The organism is Pseudomonas fluorescens (assembly GCF_002837185.1).
Classification (GTDB): domain Bacteria; phylum Pseudomonadota; class Gammaproteobacteria; order Pseudomonadales; family Pseudomonadaceae; genus Aquipseudomonas; species Aquipseudomonas fluorescens_AM.
On sequence record NZ_KZ478005.1, the window covers coordinates 53,036 to 68,730 of the forward strand.

At 61.4% G+C, this 15,695-nt stretch carries 13 protein-coding genes; 8 read left to right on the forward strand and 5 right to left on the reverse strand.

The window, feature by feature from the left end:
- The first annotated feature begins 1 nt into the window (after position 1).
- From CIB54_RS18745 to CIB54_RS18775, 8 genes are all read left to right on the forward strand, one after another.
- Positions 2-1,624: an ArnT family glycosyltransferase gene (locus tag CIB54_RS18745; protein ID WP_101220640.1), complete on the forward strand. Its 1,623-nt coding sequence runs from the start codon at positions 2-4 to the stop codon at positions 1,622-1,624.
- A 242-nt stretch (positions 1,625-1,866) separates the two neighbouring features.
- Entirely contained in the window at positions 1,867-2,091 is a 225-nt protein-coding gene (locus tag CIB54_RS27370; RefSeq protein ID WP_332871803.1) for a hypothetical protein, read from the forward strand.
- Positions 2,092-2,255: 164 nt separating this feature from the next.
- Positions 2,256-2,963 carry an HPP family protein gene (locus tag CIB54_RS18750; RefSeq protein WP_065953563.1) on the forward strand — a complete coding sequence of 236 codons (708 nt, stop codon included), beginning with the start codon at positions 2,256-2,258 and terminating at the stop codon, positions 2,961-2,963.
- 267 nt (positions 2,964-3,230) lie between these two features.
- Positions 3,231-4,850: an acyl-CoA dehydrogenase family protein gene (locus tag CIB54_RS18755; protein ID WP_232790575.1), complete on the forward strand. Its 1,620-nt coding sequence runs from the start codon at positions 3,231-3,233 to the stop codon at positions 4,848-4,850.
- A gap of 1 nt (position 4,851) precedes the next feature.
- Entirely contained in the window at positions 4,852-6,471 is a 1,620-nt protein-coding gene (locus CIB54_RS18760; protein ID WP_101220641.1) for a cytochrome P450, read from the forward strand.
- On the forward strand, positions 6,456-7,334 hold the full coding sequence (locus tag CIB54_RS18765; protein ID WP_178084454.1) for an alpha/beta hydrolase: 879 nt from the start codon (positions 6,456-6,458) through the stop codon (positions 7,332-7,334). Before CIB54_RS18760 ends, CIB54_RS18765 begins: the two co-directional genes overlap by 16 nt.
- Positions 7,335-7,451: 117 nt before the next feature.
- Positions 7,452-8,555, forward strand: a complete 1,104-nt coding sequence (locus CIB54_RS18770) for an enoyl-CoA hydratase/isomerase family protein (RefSeq protein WP_101220642.1) — start codon at positions 7,452-7,454, stop codon at positions 8,553-8,555.
- Between the two features lie 3 nt (positions 8,556-8,558).
- Positions 8,559-9,710, forward strand: coding sequence for an acyl-CoA dehydrogenase family protein (locus CIB54_RS18775; protein WP_101220643.1), 1,152 nt, complete (start codon positions 8,559-8,561; stop codon positions 9,708-9,710).
- A 333-nt stretch (positions 9,711-10,043) separates the two neighbouring features.
- On the opposite strand, the gene CIB54_RS18780 is transcribed toward CIB54_RS18775, so the two are convergent.
- From CIB54_RS18780 to CIB54_RS18800, 5 genes are read right to left on the reverse strand one after another with little or no spacing between them, the layout of a single operon-like run.
- Positions 10,044-10,817 carry an enoyl-CoA hydratase gene (locus CIB54_RS18780; protein WP_101220644.1) on the reverse strand — a complete coding sequence of 258 codons (774 nt, stop codon included), beginning with the start codon at positions 10,815-10,817 and terminating at the stop codon, positions 10,044-10,046.
- Between the two features lie 11 nt (positions 10,818-10,828).
- A complete protein-coding gene (locus tag CIB54_RS18785; RefSeq protein WP_101220645.1) occupies positions 10,829-11,956 on the reverse strand; it encodes an acyl-CoA dehydrogenase in 1,128 nt (375 codons plus the stop codon).
- Positions 11,957-11,965: 9 nt separating this feature from the next.
- Complete coding sequence (locus tag CIB54_RS18790; RefSeq protein ID WP_065953569.1) at positions 11,966-13,150, reverse strand: acetyl-CoA C-acyltransferase; 1,185 nt, start codon at positions 13,148-13,150, stop codon at positions 11,966-11,968.
- A 12-nt stretch (positions 13,151-13,162) separates the two neighbouring features.
- Positions 13,163-13,930 (reverse strand): SDR family NAD(P)-dependent oxidoreductase, encoded by a 768-nt coding sequence (locus tag CIB54_RS18795; protein ID WP_101220646.1) that lies wholly within the window; start codon positions 13,928-13,930, stop codon positions 13,163-13,165.
- A gap of 21 nt (positions 13,931-13,951) precedes the next feature.
- Complete coding sequence (locus CIB54_RS18800; protein ID WP_065953571.1) at positions 13,952-15,601, reverse strand: AMP-binding protein; 1,650 nt, start codon at positions 15,599-15,601, stop codon at positions 13,952-13,954.
- Between the last annotated feature and the right edge of the window lie 94 nt (positions 15,602-15,695).

Consider the following 15,695-nt stretch of genomic DNA (forward strand, 5'->3'; position numbering starts at 1 on the left):
GGTGAACAAAGCACTTGCGCCCCAGCTCAGCCCAACGATCCGTTTACAGTCACTGGGTTTGGGGCTCTTGGCACTGCTGCTGTTCATCGCCGGCAACTGGCACCAGGCGATTATCGGGTTCGACTCACGCTTCGTGGTGTTTGCCCAGGAGATGCTGCGCCATGGGCCGAGCTTCTTTCCCACCACCTACGGCCAGCCGTATGCGGACTACCTGGCCACATCGACCCTGCTGACCTGGCTGTTGTCCCTGCCATCGGGCCAGGTCACCAGCCTCACGGCCTGGCTGCCCAGCGCTGTCGCCTCGGCGTGCATCGTGGTGCTGGTGTATCGACTCACTGCGCCCTACTCCCTGCGCTGGGGCCTGCTGAGCATCGCCATGTTGCTGCTCAGCAGCACCTTTATCAGCGAAACCCGCGCCGTCTCCCTGGACCAGATGCTGGCGGCGGTGACGCTGGCAGTGTTTTACCTGGGTTATGCCCATGATCATTTCTCTGCGGCCAGGCGCCTGCACTGGGTGTTTGCGCTGCTGATGCTCGGTTTTGCGATTCGCGGGCCGATTGGCCTGGTCATTCCTACCGGAGTGCTGTGCAGCTATTACCTGATCAACCGTCAATGGCGGCAGTTGTTCAGCTTCGGGCTATTGGCGCTGGCGTTGCTGGCGGCGTGTATCGGCCTGTTGCTGCTGTTGGCCAAGCTCAGCGGTGGCGAAGACTTCATGCACGACGTGATCCGCATGCAGTTTCTCGGGCGCATGGATGGCAGCGAAGGCTCCGGCAGCGTGCTGTATTACTTCACCAGCTCCCTGGGCAACTATGCCCTGGCCTACCCGGTGGCGCTTCTGGTGTTGCTGGCCGTGATGAGCGGCGGCCGCCGAGCAGCCGAACCTGCGTTGAAGCTGGTGCTGTACTGCGCGGCCGCCGGTGCATTGGTGATGCTTGGCTTGTCGGTGCCCCAGGCCAAAAAGGCGCGTTATATCCTGCCGATGCTGCCGATGGCCGCAATCATTGCCGCGTATCCGTTCCAGGTCGCCCAGGGCCGTCTGTTCAGCGGGTTGCGTGGCTTGATGCTGGTAGTGTGGACGCTGTTACCCGCGCTGTTGGCGGTCGGCCTGATCGCAGCGCGACGGCGTTACCCGGAACTGCTGGCCGATCTCGGGCTGATTTTCGGCCTGCTGGCGGTGCTTCAGGCGCTGGCGGTGCTGGCCTTGTTCAAGGCGCGACTGCGCGCGGTTGGTCCGGCGTTCGCTGCGGTGGTGGCAGTCTGGACGACTTACATCTCAGTGGTCGAACCCTTGGAGCGCAGCCTTTACGACACCCGCACGTTCACGCTGGCGGCCAAGGATCAGATCCTGCAGCAACCGGCACCGCTGGTGTTGCATGCATTGGGCAAAGATGCAAAAGCCATCAAGTTCATGGTCAACTTCAATTGCGACAAGGTCCCGCTGTTTACCCAATTGCCCGCTGAACTGCAGCCTGTTCAGGCGCCGGCCTGGCTGGTGATGAGCCAGGCGGACTTCCAGGGCCTGAGTGACCCACGCCTGCGTTCGCTCACGCCGACGCTCACTGGCGCGTTCGATAAGACGCCTTATGTGTTGCTCCATCTGGAGAAAAACACCTCTCCCTGAGCGTGTTTTCAACGAGCGCGTAAGAAATAACGCCCACTTATACAACGGTGGGCGTTTTTCACCAGAATTACCGAGAAAGCACCTACAGAGCTTTGCGTAAGGGCCGGTGCACTTCGCCTTCCGAGGTCTGGAACCCGACTGTAGACTCGCTTGCCAAGTGCATTAATTATTTACCACCTGCGTCAGGGGCTCTCTGGAACAGCTCTGGTAGCGAACCTGCCTAACAACAAGGAGGCAATGCCGTGCGAGAGGATACGCTGGCTGTAGCGGCGCCGAGACTGGATCGGCTGATGGGGTTGCGCGACGCACTGGTGGCGTTGAAGGGGCCGCTGGCTGACGAACCAGGCATGCAGGAGAACCTGCACAAACGCTTGTTCAACGAAGAACTCGATAGCCTCGTGCTGGGCAAGGTCAGCACGCCCTCCTCCGCGGGCGCCGCTCGAACCCCGTTTGGCGAAGCCTCTTGACTACATGTTTTTTGCATTCAACCCTCATTAATATGCATTGGCGTCGATGCAAAGCAGTTGGCACACTGCACGCGTTCCTTCCCCCAATCACGTTGGAACGTTCAAGGCTTTCCCGGGAAACCAGGCAGGCCTTTTTTTCGCCCCCAGTTTCAGGACCTTTTTCAATGCTCGCTCGCTGGTTACCTGCCGCCATCAATACCCGCCCCTCTGAATGGAGTCGCGCCGCTATCGGCATGGCCTTGGGCACCCTGCTCAGTGTCTGGGTATGTGCCCAGGTGTTTGGCATGGAAGTCGCCCTGCATCTGCTTGGCCCACTGGGCGCGTCGGCGGTGTTGCTGTTCGCCGTGTCGTCGGGGGCATTGGCGCAACCATGGTCGATCATGGGCAGTTATCTGTGCGCGGGCGTGGTGGCGCTGCTCGTGGCACGGGTGCTGGGACGCACCCTCGGCAGCGCTTGCCTGGCGGCGGGCATGACCGTCGTGCTGATCTGCTGGCTACGCTGCCTGCACCCGCCGGCGGGGGGGCTGGCCATGACGCTGGTATTGGCCGACCCTGCCTCCATCGCCCTCGGCTGGCAGGAGCTGGCACCGGTCATGCTCGGTGCCGGTGCGCTGCTGACGTGCGCGCTGGCCTACAATAATGCCACCCGCACGCGTTATCCCAAGGCACCTGCCGAATCGGCGCCGGTGGTGATCGGCAGTGCGCCCATGACCGACCCGGCCATCACTGCGGCCGACCTCAAGCTGGCGTTGGCCGATATGGAGCAGTTCTTTGACGTCGAGCCCACGGCGCTGGAGGAATTGATTCACTCCGCCGAAGGCCACGCGCGACGCCGCAGCATCGGCGAGGTCCTGGCCAGTCGCGTGGTTTGATATCAGCAGCGGCGCGACGAGTGGCTTATTGCGCCACTTGCGATCAATCGCATCATGACTAAAGTCAAGTCAACACTTGAAATTGTCTGCAGTCCTGGATGTCTGGGCCATTGCTGTACCAGTAGCGAAGACAAGGAAGGTCTGGCTTTGGACCAGTAGCATCGCGCGGCGCCCATCGCATCGGGAGTTAGCGCCCTTGTCGTAGTTTTCCTGCCAGTCCTCCTGCTCGGGTGTTTCGAACATTTATTCGAAACAGGAGAGCTTGCCTTGAACACCGTATTTCAACAATTACTGCGTTCCCCCCTATTTGAGCCGCGCCAGCGTCACCACGCTTCTCTGATGACGTACATGGACCTTACGATCAAGCGCATGCATGCGATTTTTAGTACAGGTCTGATTAATAACGAGCTGTGGCTGGGGCAATCACGACAGGCGGAGTTTTCCTCACTGTGTGAATTGATGGGCTATTTGGGCGCCTTCGACTACGCGCTCCACTCCTCGATAGTCGATCACATGATTGCTGTCGATGCATTGTTCAACCACGGTTCAGCCGCGCAGGTAGAGCGCTATCGAGACGAAGCGGTGCGCCTGGATAAGGTGTATGCGTTCGGCTGCACGGAAGTGGCAGTGGGGACCGACGTGCGCAATATTCGCACGACGGTAACGTACAACCGCGAAGAGGGTTCTCTGGTCCTCGATTCCCCTGCACCCGAAGCCTGCAAGTGCTGGATAGGCAATGCATTTCGCGCCGCGCAAGTGGTGATGGTGCTCGCCCGCCTGATCGTCGACGATGAGGATCAAGGTCATCATTGGTTTCGAGTGGTTATCCGCGAACGCGAAAACGGTTGCCTGCTCAACGGCGTGAAAATAATGGCATGCGACCCCAAAGGTGGCATTCATGCCAACCAGGTGGCGGCCATACGCTTCTGCCGGATGAAACTCCCCCTCGAGGCCCTGCTGCAACGACACTCCCGATTCACTGACGAGGGTGTCTTCGTCAGCGACGTACCTTTATCGCAGCGTTTTATTGGTGCGCTGAAGACCTTCCTGCAGGAGCGGCTGCTGTTCATAGCCGGTATTCGCCATAGTGCCGGGCTGACAGCCCACTTGAGCTATCGCTTCGCTCATCACCGTCTAATCCAGTCGCAGGTCGGCCAGGTTGCACTGATGAGCCAGCCTCTGTTTCGTCAACGCCTGTATGCCGTACAACTCAAGGCGATTGCGCTCACCTACCTGGAGCAGGCGGTGCGCAAGCGCTTCGAGGCGGATTGGGCGCAGGAGCACAAGCGCAAGGAGCTTCACGTGTTGGCAGCCGTGTGCAAGGCGGTAGGTGCGTGGCAAGGGCTGGAGGTGATTGCGCTGTCTCGTGAGCTGTGCGGGTCTCAAGGCTTTCATCATTACAACCAGATCGTCACGCAACGCATGGACTGTGAGATTGCCAACACATTTGCCGGGGACAGCTCGATCATGGCCTATCAGGTCATCAAGGATGCGTTGGCGCGGCCACGGTCTGTCGACACGTCAGCAGCCAACATCGGCCAGCGTGTCGAAGCGAAGATCCTTGAGCAATGTCGTCAATCTGCCGGGTTTACCCATGAGCAGGCAGTGGGCCTGGTCTATGCCAGGGCGTTGAGCTTGGTGATTCAGGAAGTTCAGGCGTTAGGAGTGCCTGAACCCGCGACCGTGGAGGATCTGATCGGCGAATTCGCTGCAAAGCTGTACCCCTGGGGTATGCGCAAGCCAGAAAGAGCCGGCCTGGATGTCAGTCCTGAGCAGATTGAAGCGTTGGCCATTGCGCTTGAACCACCGCAAATCCTGGTCAGTGCGTTGATCGATCGCGCTGATTACATCGAGCAGTTCACCCGTCCACTCTATGAGGACCAATGACATGGCTCTTCAGTCAATACCGGACTTTTCCGACCCTCGAACCATTAGTGATCCCTACGACGCGTTTGCTTATCTACGCCATCATCATCCGCTCTACTGGTCGCAACATTACAACGCCTGGCTGATGACCCGGTTTGACGACGTCGCCAGTGCCCAGGGCGATACCCGACGTTATTCGTCCAATCGAATGCGCGCACTTGTAAACGCTCAAGTGCCCGTCCACGAGCAAGCTGCTTTAGAGCCTTTCATCGAGAAGGCTTCTCGCTGGATGTATTCCCAGGACGGGAAGGTGCACGAGGCTGGCCGCAAGGTGCTGGGTAAGGCGTTCACGCCACGCGCCATTGACGCACTGGCGGGCGATATCGAACGCATCGTGGATGACCTGCTGGCACAACTGAGCCCCCAACCGGAATTGATGACCGAATTGTTCGATAAGATTCCGGCGCTGATCCTGGCTCACATTTTCGGGATCGCCGCGCAAGACGCGCTGAAGATCAGGCGTTGGACAGATGCAATCATCGTGTTCATGGTGGGTAGCACCGATCCGGCATTCGGCCCACGGGAAGCCTTGCACGCGATGCAGCAAATGTATGAGCAGTTCTCCCTGCTTGTAGATGAGCGCCGCCTGTCTGCGCTTGCGGGCAACGATCTGGTTAGCCAGGTGATTGCCGCAGGCGACAAAGCCCTGATGAGCAAAGACGATGTGCTGGCTCAACTGGCTTTTGTAGTGGTCGCGGCGACTACGACCAGCGCGGATCAGTTGGGCATCATCATGTTCTACCTGCTCTCCAACCCAGAAGCGTTGGCAGAACTCAAAACCCACCCTGGCCTGATACCCAATGCCATTGAGGAAGCGCTGCGCATCTGTCCGGCGGGTCAGCTGAGCCACCGCGTGTTGACTGAGGATGTCACCCTGCATGGCCAGACGATGCACAAAGGTGACCTGGTCTACCTGATTCGAGCGGCGGCCAACCGTGACCCTCGCCATTTCAGCGACCCGGACCGCTTCGATATCCATCGCCAAAAGCGTGACCACCTGGCGTTTGGCCGTGGCCCGCATTTTTGTATGGGCACACTGCTGTTCAAGCTCGAAGCAAAGGTCGTTTTCAGCCGTCTATTGCAGCGTTTTCCAAACGTGCGATTGATACGCAGCCAACCGCCAGCTTGGCGCACCAACAGTTTGCAATTTCGTGGGTTAAGTCATATCCATGTAGCGCTGGAACCGGCGAGCGGCAGCATTACGCGGTGTTTTTCCGCAGCACCGTGGGAGAAAAATGGTGGCTATTGTCGAGCGCTACGTGCGGGGAACCTGGTCGTCACCAGTGGCACGGTGGCGTTCGATGAGCGAGGTAATCCCTATGCGCCTGGTGATGTATACCGCCAGACGCGCCGATGCCTGGAAATCATCGAAGCCGCGCTCGAGCAACTGGGGGTCGACAGAACCCTAGTGGTCGCCACACGCATGTACACCACCGACGTGGCCTGGTGGCCGCAAATCGCCAAGGCTCATCAGGAATTTTTTAGTGATTGTCCGCCGACCACGATGTTATTGGGCGTCAATCAATTGATCGCACCCGACTACCTCATCGAAATAGAGGCGCAAGCATGGACCGGCCAGTGATGACGCCCGAGGGCGTACGCGCCGCGGTCCGTGATGCCGTGGTGATGTGCGTGCAGGACCACACGGTCGAGGGGCCGCAGCGCTCGGTACCTATACGCATATACCGGCAGTCAACACCCATACCGGCCCCGGCGCTGCTGTATTTTCATGGTGGAGGCTGGGTTGCCGGCGATCTTGATACCCATGACAGCTTCTGTCGGATCATGTGCGAATGGGCCCGGTGCGCGGTGGTGGCCGTAGATTACGCGCGGCCACCGGAGCATCGCTTTCCTGCAGCCGTGGAAGATTGCTACGCCGTCACCGAATGGGTTGCCACTCAAGGCGCTGCCTTGGGCTTGGACAGCCACCGGATCGCCGTCGCCGGTGGCGGTTCCGGCGGCGGCCTGGCAGCGGTTATCTGCCAGATCGTCCATGAACGCCGCGGCCCTGCGATAGGTTTTCAAATGCTGCTTTACCCCGTCCTCGATTGCCTGGCGCGCAACCGTTCACGGGTCGAGTTCGCCAGCGGGCCTGGCCTGACCGCTCAAATGCTCAACTGGTATCTCGCTCAGTACGTGAGCGAAGGGCAGTCCCTGGCCCATCCTTGGCTGTCGCCCGCGCACCAGGCTTCATTACAGGGGTTGCCCGACGCGCTGATCGTCACCGCCGGCTGCGATTTACTGCGTGATGAGGGCCGGGCTTATGCACGACAGTTGAAAAACGCCGGGGTGCAGGTGCGGCACACGGAATATCCCGGCATGGGACACGGTTTTATCAACTACCCTGGTGAACATCTCGCTGCGCGCAAGGCCATACTCCAGTGTGCTCAGGCCCTTGCAGACTATTTTACCGCCGGCTCTCGCCCAATCACCGACCGTGCATAAATGCAACAACGACCTGCATGATTCCGGGTTGTACGCGGCAAATTTGCGCTGGTACGATCAGGCGATGGTTCGCCCCCGAACATTTTGATAAAGAACAATAAAAGCAGGGAGTTAGTGATGACTGCTCAGGTGTCCCCCGAAGCAAGCCACACCGATAGTCAGCAGCAGCAAGTACTGAGTGAGGTGCGTAACCATATCGGTTACCTCACCCTCAACCGCCCCGCCGGTTTGAATGCCATCACCCTGGACATGGTGCGGCGGATGACAACGCGGCTACAGGCCTGGGCCGCTGACCCGCTGGTCTACGCCGTTGTGCTGCGCGGCTCCGGCGACAAGGCCTTCTGCGCCGGCGGCGATATCCGTTCCCTGTACGACAGCTTCAAGGGTGGCGACACCCTGCATGAAGACTTCTTCGTTGAGGAATACGCACTCGACCTGGCCCTCCACCAGTACCCCAAACCCGTCCTGGCATTGATGGACGGCTTTGTACTCGGCGGCGGCATGGGCCTGGTGCAGGGCGCCGACCTGCGCGTGGTGACCGAACGCAGCCGCCTGGCAATGCCGGAAGTGGCCATCGGGTATTTTCCGGATGTGGGTGGCAGCTATTTCCTGCCGCGCATCCCCGGGGAACTGGGGATCTACCTTGGCGTCACCGGCGTGCAGATCCGTGCGGCGGATGCCCTGTACTGCGGCCTGGCGGATTGGTACCTGGACAGCGCCAGACTGACCGAGCTTGCGCAAAAGCTCGATAGCCTGCAATGGCACGATTCGCCCCTCAAGGACCTGCAAGGCGTGCTCGCCCAACTGGCCGTGCAGCAATTGCCTGATCCGCCGCTGGCAGCCCTGCGCCCGGCGATCGACCATTTCTTCGCCCTGCCGGACGTGCCAAGCATTGTCGAGCAACTGCAGCAAGTCACCGTCGCCGACAGCCACGACTGGGGCCTGGCCACCGCCGACCTGATGCAAACCCGCTCACCCCTGGCCATGGCTGTCACCCTGCAGATGTTGCGCCGTGGGCGCCACCTGCCGCTGGAACAGTGCTTTGCCCTGGAGCTGCACCTGGACCGCCAGTGGTTCGCCCGTGGCGACCTGATCGAAGGGGTCCGCGCCCTGATCATCGACAAGGACAAAAAACCGCAGTGGAATCCGCCAACGGTGCATGAGCTGGACGCCAGCCATGTCGCAAGCTTCTTTCGCGACTTCGCGCAGATTGAGAAATAAGCCATGCAAGATCTTGAATACACAGAAGAACAAGTGATGATCCGCGACATGGCGCGTGATTTTGCCCGTGGTGAAATCGCGCCCCATGCCCAGGCCTGGGAAAAGGCCGGCTGGATCGACGACGCGCTGGTGGCCAAGATGGGCGAGTTGGGGCTGCTCGGTATGGTGGTTCCGGAAGAATGGGGTGGGACGTACGTGGATTACGTCGCCTATGCCCTGGCCGTGGAGGAAATCTCCGCGGGTGACGGTGCCACTGGCGCCTTGATGAGTATCCATAATTCAGTGGGTTGCGGCCCGGTCCTCAACTACGGCACAGAGGCACAGAAGCACACCTGGCTGGCCGCTCTCGCCAGCGGCCAGGCCATCGGCTGCTTCTGCCTGACCGAGCCCCAGGCCGGCTCCGAAGCCCACAACCTGCGCACCCGCGCGGAACTGCGCGACGGCCAGTGGGTGATCAACGGTGCCAAGCAGTTCGTCAGCAACGGCAAGCGCGCCCAACTGGCCATTGTGTTTGCCGTGACCGATCCCGATCTGGGCAAGAAAGGCATTTCGGCGTTCCTGGTGCCCACTGACACCCCGGGATTTGTGGTCGACCGTACTGAACACAAGATGGGCATTCGGGCGTCGGACACCTGCGCCGTCACCTTCAACCAATGCGCGGTGCCCGAAGCCAACCTCCTCGGCGAGCGCGGCAAAGGCCTGGCCATTGCCCTGTCCAACCTGGAGGGAGGGCGTATTGGCATCGCCGCCCAGGCCTTGGGCATCGCGCGTGCCGCCTTTGAAGCGGCGCTGGCCTATGCCCGGGATCGGGTGCAGTTCGACAAAGCGATCATCGAACACCAGAGCGTGGCCAACCTGCTGGCCGATATGCAAACCCAACTGAATGCGGCACGTCTGCTGATCCAGCATGCCGCGCGCTTGCGCAGCGCCGGCAAGCCGTGCCTGTCTGAGGCGTCCCAGGCCAAGCTGTTCGCCTCGGAAATGGCCGAAAAGGTCTGCTCCAAGGCGATGCAGATTCATGGCGGGTATGGGTACCTGGAGGACTATCCGGTGGAGCGCTACTACCGGGATGCGCGGATCACGCAGATTTACGAAGGCACCAGCGAGATTCAGCGGATGGTGATTGCCAGGGAACTGAAGCACTACCAAATCTAACTGACACACCGGGGTAAAACTGTGGGAGGGGGCTTGCCCCCGATGGCGGCGGGTCAGTCGATAGCTTGGTTGACTGTCACCCTGCCATCGGGGGCAAGCCCCCTCCCACATTTGGATCTGCTGTGTGATGAGTGCCTGGGTTACTTGTCCTTGGACTTCAGTGCCTGGCGGAGCATGCAGAGCTACCCGCTCTAACTGACACAATGAAAAAACTGTGGGAGGGGGCTTGCCCCCGATGGCGGCGGGTCAGTCGATAGCTTGGTTGACTGTCACACTGTCATCGGGCGCAAGCCCCCTCCCACATTTGGATCTGCTGTGTGGTGAGTGCCGGGGTTATTTGTCCTGGAACGTCGGCGTGCGCTTGGCCACGAACGCTGCCATGCCCTCCTTCTGGTCCTGGGTCGCGAACGCTGCATGGAATACTCGGCGCTCGAAACGTACGCCTTCGGACAGGCTCACTTCAAACGCGCGGTTTACGCTTTCCTTGACCATCATGCTGATCGGCACGGATTTACCGGCGATCAGGGTGGCGACTTTCAAGGCTTCGTCCAGCAACTCGTCGGCGGGCACGATGCGCGCAACGATGCCGCAGCGTTCTGCTTCCACCGCGTCGATGAAACGCCCGGTCAGGCACATTTCCATGGCCTTGGCCTTGCCCACCGCACGCGTAAGGCGCTGGGTGCCGCCCATGCCAGGCAGTACGCCGAGGTTGATCTCCGGCTGGCCGAACCTGGCGCCGTCACCGGCCAGGATAAAGTCGCACATCAGGGCCAGTTCGCAGCCGCCACCGAGGGCAAAGCCGTTGACTGCGGCAATGATCGGCTTGCGGCGGTTGGCCACGCGATCGCTGTCGCTGAACAAGTCGTCCAGGTAGATCTGCGGGTAGGTCAGCTCGGCCATTTCCTTGATGTCGGCACCGGCGGCGAAGGCTTTCTTCGAGCCGGTCAGCACGATGCAGCCGATCTGCGGGTCGGCTTCCAGGCCATCCAGCGCCTGGTTCAGCTCGCTGACCAGTTGCGCGTTCAAGGCGTTCAGCGCCTGCGGGCGATTGAGCGTAATCAGCCCGACGCGGCCCTGGACTTCGAGCAAAATGGTTTCGTAACTCATGTATCGGCTCCTTAAAGATTGCGTGAGATGACCATGCGCTGGATATCGCTGGTGCCTTCGTAAATCTGGCAGACCCGCACGTCGCGGTAGATCCGCTCCAACGGGAAGTCGTTCAGGTAACCGTAACCGCCCAGGGTTTGCAAGGCGGCCGAGCAGACTTTCTCGGCCATTTCGGACGCGAACAGCTTGGCCATGGACGCCTCGACCAGGGCCGGCTTGCCGCTGTCGCGCAGGGCTGCAGCGTAGTGCACCATCTGCCGGGCAACGGCAATGTGCGTGGCCATGTCCGCCAGGCGAAAGGCGACGGCCTGGTGTTCGATCAGGGCCTTGCCGAAGCTTTCACGCTCACGGGCGTAATCACGCGCCGCTTCGAAGGCCGCACGGGCCATGCCCACCGATTGCGCGGCAATGCCCACGCGCCCGCCTTCAAGGTTGGCCAGGGCGATCCTGTAGCCCTCGCCCTCCTCGCCCAGTCGGTTGGCGAGCGGTACTTTCACGTCTTCAAACAGGATCTGGCAAGTATCCGAGGCGTGTTGCCCCAGCTTGTCCTCGACCCGCGCCACCGTATAGCCCGGCGCGTCGGTGGGCACGATAAACGCACTGATGCCGCGCTTGCCCGCCGCCGGGTCGGTGACCGCAAACACGATCACCACGCCGGCGCTTTGCCCCGAGGTGATGAATTGTTTGCAGCCGTTGAGCACGTAATGATCGCCATTGAGGCGTGCGCGGGTTTTAAGACTGCTGGCGTCGGAGCCGGCGTGGGGTTCGGTCAGCGCAAAGGCGCCAAGCATCGCCCCGCTGGCCAGGTGCTTGAGGAACTGTTCTCTCTGCTGGTCATTGCCGAACTTGAGGATCGGCACGCAACCCACCGAGTTGTGCACGCTCATGATGGTCGAGCAGGCGCCATCGCCGGCAGCGATTTCTTCCAGGGCCATGGCGTAGGCCAGGTAACCGGTGTCGCAGCCCCCCCATTGTTCCGGCACCAACATGCCGAAAAAGCCCAGCTCGGCCATCTCACCGATGGCCTCCTTGGGAAAGCGATGATCGCGGTCCCATTCGGCGGCGAACGGTTTCAAGCGCTCCTGGGCAAATTGCCTGGCCGCATCGCTGATTTGCAGTTGTTCGTCATTAGGCAGCATGGTCAGTCCTTAATACAGGCATTCAACGGCCATGGCCGTGGCTTCACCACCGCCGATGCAGATCGCCGCGACGCCGCGCTTGAGGCCTTTCTGGCGCAGGGCCGAGAGCAGGGTCACCAGGATGCGCGCGCCCGAAGCGCCGATCGGATGGCCCAGGGCACAGGCGCCGCCGTGCACGTTGACCTTGTCGTGGGGAATCTCCAGTTTGCTCATGGTGACCAGGCTGACCACCGCGAACGCTTCGTTGATCTCGAAGAGGTCGACATCCTCCAGGCTCCAGCCGGTTTTGCCCAGCAACTTACGGATCGCCCCTACAGGCGCTACCGGAAACAGCCCCGGCTCATCGGCAAACGCCGCATGCCCATGAATCACCGCCAGGGGTTTGAGGCCGCGCTTGCTGGCCTCGGATTCGCGCATCAGCAACAGCGCCGCCGCGCCATCGGAAATCGAGCTGGAGTTGGCTGCGGTCACAGTGCCGCCTTCGCGGAACGCCGGTTTCAGGCTGGCGATCTTGTCCAGCTTGGCCTTGGGCGGCTGTTCGTCATGCAACACGGTTTTCTGCTCTTTACCGACGGTGACCTGTACCGGGACGATTTCAGCGGCAAAACTGCCGTGGGTAATGGCTTCCTGCGCACGCGTGAGGGAGGCAATCGCAAAGGCGTCCTGGGCTTGCCGGGTAAAACCGTTGTGCTCGGCGCAGTCTTCGGCAAAGGTGCCCATCAGGCGGCCCTTGTCATAGGCGTCTTCCAGGCCATCGAGGAACATGTGGTCGAGGACCTTACCGTGCCCCATGCGATAGCCGCTGCGGGCGCGGTCAAGCAGGTACGGCGCGTTGGACATGCTCTCCATGCCGCCGGCGATCACCACGTCGACGCTGCCGGCGCGCAAGGCATCGTGAGCCAGAATCGTCGCTTGCATGCCCGAACCGCACATCTTGTTGAGCGTGGTGCAACGGGTGGATTTGTCCAGCCCGGCGCCTAACGCCGCCTGGCGTGCCGGCGCCTGGCCGAGGCCCGCGGGCAGCACACAGCCAAACAACACCTCATCGACGGCGTCGTTGGCGATACCGGCGCGCTCGACCGCCGCACGAATCGCGGCGGCGCCCAGTTGCGGTGCGGTCAGGCCCTTGAGGTCGCCCTGGAACCCGCCCATGGGCGTGCGCACGGCGCTGACGATAACGATAGGGTCGTTCATGAAGATGCCTCCTTACTTGGCTGCCATGCGCAAGGCGCCGTCAAGACGGATCACCTCGCCGTTGAGCATGCTGTTTTCAATGATATGCCGCACCAGCGCCGCATATTCGGCGGGTTTGCCCAGGCGTGGCGGGAACGGCACGCCGGCGGCCAGGGCGTCGCGTACTTGCGGGGTCATGCCGGCCATCATCGGGGTTTCGAAAATGCCGGGGGCGATGGTCATCACCCGAATACCGAAACGAGCCAGTTCGCGCGCGGCCGGCAAGGTGAGGCTGGCTATCGCGCCCTTGGAGGCGGCATACGCAGCCTGGCCGATCTGCCCGTCGAACGCCGCCACCGAGGCGGTATTGATGATCACACCGCGTTCGCCATCGGCATCCGCGTCGGTCTCAGCGATCGCCGCAGCGGCCAGGCGCAACAGGTTGAAGCTGCCGATCAGGTTGACGTTGATCACCTGGGCGAAACTGGCCAGGGCGTGCGGGCCGTCCTTGCCGAGAATCTTCTCGCCACGCACCACACCGGCGCAGTTGACCAGCCCGTGCAAACCACCAAAGGCGGCAACAGTCGCTTGTACTGCGGCTTCGGCAGCCGCTTCCTGGCTGATGTCCGCCACGCTGCTGCGGGCGTTGTCGCCAAGCTGGCGGGCCTTGGCGGCAACGGCGTCGGCGTTGAGGTCCACCAGCATGACCTTGGCACCCGCTGCAATGAGCATGTCAGCGGTGGCGGCACCGAGGCCCGAAGCGCCGCCGCTGACCAGGAATACCTTGTTTTCAATGTGCATCACAGTTTCCTTTTGAAAGAATCACGCCACGGCCGCCTGGGCCTTGGCGATTTCCTGGTTACGCAAAATAAAGCGTTGCAGCTTGCCGCTGGGAGTCTTGGGCAAGTCGCTGACGAATTCGATTTCCCGCGGATACGCATGGGCCGCCAGGCGCTTGCGCACATGCAGGCGTAACTCTTCGGCAAGTTCCGGGGTGGCGCGGTATTGCTCGTTGATCACCACGAAGGCTTTCACCAGCTCGGTGCGTTCGGGGCAAGGTTTGCCGACCACGGCAGCTTCGATCACAGCCGGGTGTTCGACCAGCGCGCTTTCCACGTCGAACGGCCCCACGCGGTAGCCGGACGTGGTAATCACGTCATCGCTGCGCCCGACAAAACTGATGCTGCCGTCCGGGTTGAGCTCCACGGTATCGCCACTGAGGTAGTACTTGCCGACGAAGGCTTTGGTTTTCACGCCCTCATAGCCGGCGAACCAGCACATCGGCGATTGCTCGCGGTCGATGGCAAGAATGCCGGGCTGACCGGCAGTCAATTCCTGGTGGTTGTCATCCAGTACCACGATGCGATGCCCCGGCGAGGCGAACCCCGCCGAGCCGACATGTACCGGATGCGCCAGGCCGTGGTGATTGCACAGCACCATGCCCAGCTCGGTTTGCCCGTAGTGGTCGTGAATGGTCACGCCGAGGTTGTCGGCGAACCAGCGAATCACCTCGGGGTTCAAGGGCTCGCCGGCGCTGCTGACGATGCGCAACCGGCCCTTGATCGAACGGGCAAACTGCTCGCCGCCGGCAATCAACAGTCGGTACGCGGTGGGCGAGCCGGTCAGGTTGGTGATGCCGTATTTGTTGATGACCCGGCAGGTGCTTTCCAGGGTGAACGGGCCATCGTAGAAGGTAATCGGATGCCCCATGGACAGTGGCCCGGTCACGCCGAAATAGATGCCGTAGGCCCAGCCCGGATCGGCCACGTTCCAGAATGCGTCTTCGGGGCGCAGGTCCACCGCGTCGCGGGTATAGGCCTGGAATGCGACAATCGCCTTGAGCGGCACCGACAGGGCTTTGGACGGCCCGGTGGTGCCCGAGGTGAACATCAGCAAAAAGGGCTCGTCCGCCCCCAGCAGCACGGGCTCGCAGGCATTGGAGTAATGGGGCAGTTCGGCCCAGAAGCTGAAATCGCCGCGCACCAGGCCTTCGCCTTTGGCCCCGGTGACCGTCACGATGGTCGGACAGCCCTCCACGTCCGCGAGCTTGGGCCGATTCACCGCATCGGTAACCACCAGGGCGGCGCCGGAACTGTTCAGGCGGTGCTCGATGGCCTTGGGCCCGAACGCCGTGAACAAAGGTTGATAGACCGCGCCGATACGCCAGGTGGCAAACACCACCACCAGCAGTTCAGCCGTGCGCGGCAACAAGCCGGCGACCTTGTCACCGCGCTTGATGCCCTGCCCCAGCAGGAAATTGGCAAAGCGTGCGGCCTGGTCCTGCAAGTCGGTAAAGGTGACCGTGGCGCTGCGCCCGTCCTTGCCCTCCCAGAACAGCGCGATGCGCCCAGGCAGCGCGTGACGGTCACAGCACTCCACACAGGCATTGAGCGCCTGCAGGTTGCCGGCCAGGGTCATGTCGACGGTGTGCTGATAATCGAATTCGGTGGTGGCGGCCAGGTAATCACGCATCGCTTCAGTTCCTTGTGTGTTTTTGTTTTAAGGACACTTTTCAACCAGGTCAATCGCCTGCAAATAGTCGCTCCGCAGCGCTGGCACCAGCAAT